General features: G+C 61.2%; 8 protein-coding genes and 2 pseudogenes. 6 read left to right on the top strand and 4 right to left on the bottom strand.

The features are described from left to right. Nucleotides 1–156: 156 nt before the first annotated feature. Nucleotides 157–807, bottom strand: coding sequence for a hypothetical protein (locus DL86_RS11355; protein WP_036261374.1), 651 nt, complete (start codon nucleotides 805–807; stop codon nucleotides 157–159). A 392-nt stretch (nucleotides 808–1199) separates the two neighbouring features. Here DL86_RS11355 and hmuQ point away from each other — a divergent pair, with 392 nt between their 5' ends. Next, nucleotides 1200–1535: a heme-degrading protein HmuQ gene (gene hmuQ / locus DL86_RS11365; protein WP_036261380.1), complete on the top strand. Its 336-nt coding sequence runs from the start codon at nucleotides 1200–1202 to the stop codon at nucleotides 1533–1535. A gap of 150 nt (nucleotides 1536–1685) precedes the next feature. Then, nucleotides 1686–1895: a hypothetical protein gene (locus tag DL86_RS11370; protein ID WP_036261383.1), complete on the top strand. Its 210-nt coding sequence runs from the start codon at nucleotides 1686–1688 to the stop codon at nucleotides 1893–1895. A 38-nt stretch (nucleotides 1896–1933) separates the two neighbouring features. Here the strand turns inward: DL86_RS11370 and DL86_RS11375 are convergent, their stop codons facing one another. Beyond that, nucleotides 1934–2731: a sterol desaturase family protein gene (locus DL86_RS11375; protein ID WP_245276345.1), complete on the bottom strand. Its 798-nt coding sequence runs from the start codon at nucleotides 2729–2731 to the stop codon at nucleotides 1934–1936. Nucleotides 2732–3184: 453 nt separating this feature from the next. Here DL86_RS11375 and DL86_RS11380 point away from each other — a divergent pair, with 453 nt between their 5' ends. The 4 genes and pseudogenes from DL86_RS11380 to DL86_RS19275 form a co-directional block, all read left to right on the top strand. Further along, nucleotides 3185–4483 carry an integrase arm-type DNA-binding domain-containing protein gene (locus DL86_RS11380; RefSeq protein ID WP_245276346.1) on the top strand — a complete coding sequence of 433 codons (1299 nt, stop codon included), beginning with the start codon at nucleotides 3185–3187 and terminating at the stop codon, nucleotides 4481–4483. A 95-nt stretch (nucleotides 4484–4578) separates the two neighbouring features. Further along, nucleotides 4579–5772, top strand: coding sequence for a Fic family protein (locus DL86_RS11385; protein ID WP_036261385.1), 1194 nt, complete (start codon nucleotides 4579–4581; stop codon nucleotides 5770–5772). A gap of 114 nt (nucleotides 5773–5886) precedes the next feature. After that, a pseudogene (locus tag DL86_RS19820) lies at nucleotides 5887–5985 on the top strand (ATP-binding protein); the annotation flags it as partial. Continuing rightward, nucleotides 5949–6231 (top strand): annotated as a pseudogene (locus tag DL86_RS19275) (hypothetical protein); the annotation flags it as partial. The pseudogenes DL86_RS19820 and DL86_RS19275, both read left to right, overlap by 37 nt. A 90-nt stretch (nucleotides 6232–6321) precedes the next feature. Here DL86_RS19275 and DL86_RS20340 read toward each other — a convergent pair. Together DL86_RS20340 and DL86_RS11400 are read right to left on the bottom strand one after the other, a co-directional pair. After that, nucleotides 6322–6633, bottom strand: a complete 312-nt coding sequence (locus DL86_RS20340) for a hypothetical protein (RefSeq protein ID WP_036261388.1) — start codon at nucleotides 6631–6633, stop codon at nucleotides 6322–6324. A 448-nt stretch (nucleotides 6634–7081) separates the two neighbouring features. Then, nucleotides 7082–7351 (bottom strand): ATP-binding protein (locus DL86_RS11400; protein ID WP_036261392.1); only part of this gene is annotated, 270 nt, incomplete at its 5' end.

A 7351-nucleotide genomic window follows, 5' to 3' on the forward strand; every position in this document is an offset into this window, starting at 1 on the left:
GACGGGATTGAAAAAGCCTTCAGCGTCGAGCGCCGCGCCCGGACGCTGGAGGCGAGGTCAAAACGCATAGCGGAAGCCTCCGAAGATCGCGAGGCCATTGCCCGGAAAGAAAACGTGCTGGTTATTCGGCATGCATCCGCTTGATCAAGTTTAAGGTCATTCCGCCGCTAGCTTAGGAGGCGCCAACTCATCGACGAGAGCCTGAAAGCGGGCCTCGGTCCCTTTGATGGCGCCAAACCAATTGAAGAGAACAGCCGCCGTCGAGACGACATCGCGCAGCGCTTTGCCGCGGTCGCCGGCGATAGCGGCGTCGGCGGCTTTTTGGGCGAAATGGCTAATCAGCCAATACCAATCGAGTGGCGTCTTGCCTTTGCCGCCGGCGGCGCCCCATCGTTCGATCTGATGCGCCGCTTCGGCATTGACCGCGGCAAGAAAACTGTCGGCTTGCGACTCCTTTAAGAGTATTTCAAGCGACAGAACGCGCGCCTCCAAATGCTCCACCATTTGCGCGGCGACGAGCGCGGTTCCATTTTCGATGCCTTCCGGACGCCCGGCCTCTGAACGCAATTGTTTTGAAAGCGCCGTCGCTGGGAACGGGCTGACGGACTCAGACCCGAGATAAGACCTGAGCCGGCTGCGCAGTTCGACTATCTCCGTTCGCAGCGCCGCATTGTCCGTTTCCGTCTTGTTGGCGGCGCAGCGCCATTTTTCATTGAGCGGCTCCGCGATCATCGCCCGTCGCTTCCAATGCTCACATTCGCTGGCGAGTTTGCCAAGCAATGCGTCAGAATTCTTTCCATCATTCATGCGCGATCCCCCATCCACCTATTTTGGAATCCAGCCCAGGCCGCTCCTCGGCGGCTCCATTGTAGATAGGCTGGCGCAAAGCGCTTTGCCGCCTGACAGAGCGCCATCGATGTGGAGAGGCTCGCTATCGCTATCGCCATCGGATTTCACCAACACGACAGAGGCGCGGCTGGCGGGCTCCGGACGCTCCAGCCAGGGCGCTGAAAGCATCCGCCAAATCCGCAGACCGCCGGCTGATATTCTCGCCGAACCGACATTGAAGCGGCGCCTCGACCTTCAGACGACACGAAACCTAGCCGTCAATGCGAGCAAGAGAGCTTCGGTTCTCCCTTTGCCGGAAAATGCATTAAAAGAGATGAAGGCAGCCGGATCGGCCAAAGGAGAACGCCCGCATGTACATCGCCATGAACCGTTTCAAAGTGATCAAGGATGAGCAGAAGGCGTTCGAAAATGTCTGGCTGACGCGGGAGTCGCGGCTCGACGAGGTCAAAGGCTTCATTGCCTTCCACATGCTGCGTGGGCCGGAGCGCGAGGATCACGTGCTTTATTCGTCGCACACGCTATGGGCGAGCCAAGAGGATTTCATCGCCTGGACCAAATCCGAACAATTCCGCGCCGCGCACAAGCAGGCCGGCGAGCGAAAGCCGCTTACGCTGGGACATCCGGAGTTTGAAGGATTTGAAGTCATCCAGACGATCGAAAATCCGCATCCCCAGGAAGCGCTCTAGAGCATATTCCGAACAGACTGGTTCGATCTGTTCGACGAGAATATGCTCAGACGCTTTAACACTGGAGCGATTTCTGATCGATCGAATGACTCCATTCGATCGGAAAGCGCTCTAGGAGCGCCGCGGACTTTCCAATCAGGGAAGAGAGTCATGCCGTTTTATGTTTATGAGATTCCTTCGCGCGGCTATCGCGAGGAGCGCAATTGGGGATCTGAAAAGGAGGCGACGAGCGCGCTCAAGCATGTTGCAAGACGCGCCGTGAAGGATGGCGCCTCCAATGAGGATTTGATGCTGATGAGTGAAATGAAATCCGGTCAAAAGGTCTTTGAAGGGACAATAGGCCAAGTCCTCAAGCCATGAGGCCGAGGCGGCGACGGGGGCGGCCCGCCGCGGAAGCGTCAGGCCTTGCCTTTGTCGCCGACCATGTCCCAACGGGTCGCGAAAATCGCATCGCAAATGCCTGGACTGCCGAATCCGTCGCTGAAGCTGACATTGCTGCGGCGATGATGCTCGCCATGAGCCTTGCTCGTCACCGCGGCGGCGAGAAAGGCGAGCGGCCGCCGCCAGATGCTCGTTGAAGGCGCACGCGGCAAGGCCAGGGCGAAATCGTAGCCGGAATGCTCGTAGAGGCCGCCGATCGCGCCAAGACTGGCGACGACGACGTGAAACAGAACGTCCGCTCCCGCGCCGACCAGAATGAGAGGGATCAAATAGGGCAGGACGATCTCGAGGAAAAAATCCGCGGAGCTCATGTAGCAGGCGCTGACGCCTTTGCTCGCGCCGGTCGAATGATGCAGGCTATGGCCCAGCGTGCGGATCAGGCCAGGCCGATGCAAGATGAATCGGTGGGCAATGTATTGGACGATATCGTGTCCGACGCCCATCAGCAGCATGCCAGCGAGAAAATGCCAGAGGCTCAGATGCTGCGCGCCGACGAAAGCGAGCCCCCAATATTGAACCGCGACCATCGCCGGAAGCAGAATGAAAAACTGATTGGCGAGCACGCGCGGCAAAAGCTGCCGGTAACTCAACCTGTCGACGTCGCGCACTTTGCAGGAGCGAAGCCTTCCGGTCCGGTCGCTCCATTCGAACAGCAGTCCGACGCCATGATAGGCGATCATCTGGGCGGCAAAGGCGAGAACCGAAAGCGGCAGCCATGCAGGCAGGGGGCCGCTCAAGTCAGATGCTGCAATCACGTATAAACAATCCTGTTCGCTCAGATTGGATCGAATCGATCCTAGTTAGTTCCGGCGACGCTCGCAAATGCGCGCATTGACGCGCTTGCGGAGGATTCGTTCCCCCGCTGAGGCGGCGGCGCAAGCAGAAAACGCCCCGAAGGGCGTTCGCTAAGGCGCTGATTTTATGGAGAGAAACTGGAGCGGGCGAAGGGATTCGAACCCTCGACCCCAACCTTGGTAACGTGCCAGAAGGGCTTACGCCGCACTATCCGGCGCTTCGCTACGGAGCGATAAAGCGCTATTATTCAATTAGTTAAGACAACATAATCCCGCCGCCTGTATTCCCTGACCACCCCGCGACTTGCTTCGAAATGCTTGGAATCAGCCTCGATCGGGGGTATGATTGCGCTATTCTAAGCAAGAATGCGCTAGGTATTTGATATAGCTGATGAAAGGCTCACAAAATGCGTCGTGGACGCTCTGAAGCCTCCCAAACCTTCGAAGGTTGGGGTCAAGGTTCGGGAGAGTTTCGCATGGGATCGCGAGCTCCGCGGCTTCGGCGTGCAGGTCATGCCATCCGGACTGAAGAGCTTCTTCATCCAGTATCGCACTCCCGAGGGCCGACATCGGCGAGTAGTCATCGGCCGCTACGGACTGATGACCGTCGAGGAGGCCCGCATCCTCGCGCATGAGAAACTGGTCGCCGTATCAAAGGGCGTCGATCCACTCGCCGAAGAGGCCAAGGCGGTCGGGCTCCTGACCGTCGCCGAGATCTGCGACTGGTATATCTTCGAGGCCGAGGCGGGACGCATCCTTGGCCGACGTCGACGCGCCATCAAGGCTTCGACCTTGGCGATGGATCGCAGCCGGATCGAGTCGCACATCAAACCTTTGCTCGGCAGACGGCAGGTCGGCTCGCTCAAGCTCGGCGACATCGAGGGCGCCCAGGCCGACATCGCGACTGGCAAGACCTCGAAACCGCGAGTCGGCAGTCGCGGCGGCGCGACGACAGGCGGCGAAGGCGTCGCCGCGCGAACCATGTCGACATTGCACGCAATTTTCGAACATGCGGTGCGCCTCGGCAAGATCGAGACCAATCCCGCCAAGGGCGTCCGCAAGCTCGCCGGCGCGTCGCGCGAGAGGCGCCTGAGCCGGGCCGAAATCGAACGCCTCGGCAAGACGCTGCGCCTAGCCACGGAAAAGGGAGAGCATCCGACGGGTCTTGCGGCTGTCCGTTTCTTGCTCCTCACCGGCTTCCGCCGCATGGAGGGGCTCGGTCTCGAACGCGCCTGGCTTGACGAAGAGGAGGGAGCGATCCGCTTCCCCGACACCAAGAGCGGCGCGCAGATGCGCGTCATTGGGCAAGCCGCCGTCGATCTCCTGCTGGCGCAGCCGAAGACAGGATCGCCGTTCTTCTTCCCCGCGGACTGGGGCAATGGCCATTTTATCGGCGTCGTTCGCGTCCTCGACCGGATCTGCCAAACGGCGCGACTGGCCGATGTCACCCCGCATACCCTCCGCCATACCTTCGCCAGCCTCGCTGGCGATCTCGGTTTTTCCGAGCTGACGATCGCCGCGCTGCTCGGCCACTCCGCCCGCGGCGTCACGCAGCGCTATATCCACATCGACGAGGCGCTCAGAATGACCGCCGACCGTGTCGCCGCGGAGATGGCCGATATTCTGGATGGCCGTGCGACGCCGTCGCGCGCCCGCGTACGGCGTGCCGATCGACCCGAACCGGTGCTGGAGACCGCTCGTTCGGAGCAGTAGTGGCGTTTTGGAGCGACGTCATCGGCCTCCCGTGGTCGGCTAGATTATGAAAGGAAACTACATTATCCTTTCATAGCAAAGACGCTAACGAAAGGATGTTTTCATTGCCCCCACCCGCCGATCTGTCGCAGCGCCTCGGCCGCTATGAGGTGACCGCCGTCGGCGGGGAACGCGCGCGGGCGTTCGTGCCGTCGCCGCTGCCGCCGGTTCCGCCCATCGACCTCGCGCCGTTTCAGGGCTTGCTGGATCGCGCCAACCAGGCGCTCGGCCGGCTCGACGGGGTGGCGTCGATCCTGCCGGACACCCCGCTTTTCCTCTACATGTATGTCCGCAAGGAGGCTGTGCTCTCGTCCCAGATCGAAGGCACGCAATCGTCCCTGTCGGACCTGCTGCTCTTCGAAGCGGAGGAGGCGCCTGGCGTTCCCCTCGATGATGTCCGCGAGGTCTCGAATTACGTCGCGGCGATGGACCATGGCCTCGCCCGCCTCAAGGGAGGCTTTCCACTCTCACTGAGACTGCTGCGCGAGATCCACGGCATTCTGCTCGCCCGCGGACGCGGCGAAGGGCAGGACCCTGGCGAGTTTCGCCGCAGCCAAAACTGGATCGGCGGCACGCGGCCAGGCAATGCAGCATTCGTTCCCCCGCCGCCGCAGGAGGTCACAGCCTGCATGGGCGATCTTGAGCGCTTCCTGCACGCGGAAACTCCGGACATCCCCGTGCTCGTGAAGGCCGGGCTCGCCCATGTCCAGTTCGAGACCATCCACCCTTTCCTCGACGGCAACGGTCGCCTCGGGCGACTGCTCATCACGCTGTTCCTGTGCGAGCAGGGCGTGTTGCGAGATCCGCTCCTCTATCTCAGCCTCTATTTCAAGGCCAACCGGAGCGCATATTACGAACGTCTTCAAGCCGTGCGTGAAATCGGCGAGTGGGAGCGCTGGCTCGACTTCTTCCTGACTGGCGTGGTGGAAACCTCCACCCAGGCCGCCGAGGCCGCCCGGCGGATTTTGGTCCTGTTCGACGCCGATCGCCGCTCGATCGAAGCTCTCGGCCGACCGGCGTCTTCCGCGCTACGCGTCCACCAGCTTCTCCAGACCAAGCCGCTGATCACCATCCCGCAGGCGGCGCATGCGCTGGCGCTGTCCCGACCGACCGTCGCGAGTTCGCTGGCTCATCTCCAAAAGGCGGGCATCGTCCGTGAGACGACCGGTCGCCAGAGGGGACGGGCCTTCGTCTACGACCGCTATCTCGCGCTGCTGAATGAAGGGACCGAGCCGCTACGGCGCGGTTGAACTGATTACTACCCACTCCGCTCAGGAAGGCTCGAACGGCTCATCAGACATCGATCCGAATCCGGCTTGCCAATGTCGAGCGCTATGACGCCCTTCGCTACAGGGGGCAGCGCCATGCGTGATGATCCTGCCGGCGCCGCCGTCGTGGTCATGCTGCGCGGCCTCAAGATGTATGGCATGGCGCAGGCCGTGAGCGACCTGATCGAGCAAGGAGTCCTTGGCATTACGTGCGGGTTCTAGCGAAGAAGTCCTGCGCCTTGAGGAACGGCGCGACGTTCAAGGATTGGGTTTTGCCCGCCGCGATGGAGAAAATCCGGCGCAAGCTCACAGGCTCCGCAGTCAAGCGTTCGCTGACTGCGTCAACTTGTCCGCGACGGTGACTGCCAGATGGTGCAAATCCTCGCGACGGTTCTCGACGATGCTCTATCAGGGGTCGAGGCCGCCGGAGAATCTGCCCTGTCATGCCGACTCCGGTTTTAGCGAACAAGGGGCAGGCGGAACAGGTCGCCTGATCTGTTTTGTTGGGCAGTGGCGAAGGCGGCTGCGCCCTCATCGCGTTGGTCCCGATGCGCCCGACGTCGGGGTGCCCTCGTCTTCCTGTTCCCAAACGATCATAGGGGCGATTCCGCTCTCAGCGGCCGCGACGGCGTAAGTGGCACCTATGATCGCGCGCGCCTGGTCGCCGGCATCGGCGCGGAAATTGTGTCGTGGCGTCCCTTCCGCGCGCCAGGCGCCGAAGCCTTGAGCGAGAAGAAACTTGACGCATCTTCCGTCGCCGAGGGTCAATTTGAGGCTGCGGTCGTGAGGGGCTTCGGATTTGACGCGGAAACCAATTTCGGCGTGTGGCCAGAGCGCCCTCATGACGGCCCCGCGTTGCCCGTCGTCGTTGAATGAATGATAGACTGCCCATCCGCTTTGTGCAGGTCTGTCCATTTTTGCTGTCGTCAAGGTTAAACGCCCACTTGGGTGGCTGACGTCTGAACGCGGCGCCGCTTTAAGCACGCTATGCAACAGGCTCAGCGCCAAAGGGGTTATAAGGTAGCGGTCGCTGTAGCAAACGGACGCAATCCGATGGGCGCTAACCGCCGCCGCGATGAGCGGTGCGTGCAATTCGAGAGCTTTCCAGAATGCGCCGCCGAATGCTGTCAAAGGGCCGTCGAGACTACGCCGCAGCTCGACTCGCGTGACGCCGGCAGACAGCGCCGCCAGCCTTTCGCTGTCTATCTGTTGATTTCCACTGAGATGTGACCCGGGATTTTCATTGAGAAGTGACCCGGGTGGATGTTGTGTCCCGCGTTGCGGGCGAGGGTCAAGCGGCGGATTTTTCCTTTCGTGTTTTGGGAGCTGCGGCGCTTGCTTTGAACCGGTAGCTATCGTTGCCTGTCTCAAGGATATGGCAATGGTGGGTAAGCCGGTCCAGCAGTGCGGTGGTCATCTTGGCGTCGCCGAACACCCCGGCCCACTCGCTGAAGCTGAGATTGGTGGTGATGACGACGCTGGTTCGCTCGTAAAGTTTGCTGAGCAGATGGAACAAGAGTGCGCCCCCTGACGGGCTGAACGGCAGATAGCCGAGCTCGTC

Source organism: Methylocapsa aurea (assembly GCF_000746085.1).
GTDB lineage: Bacteria > Pseudomonadota > Alphaproteobacteria > Rhizobiales > Beijerinckiaceae > Methylocapsa > Methylocapsa aurea.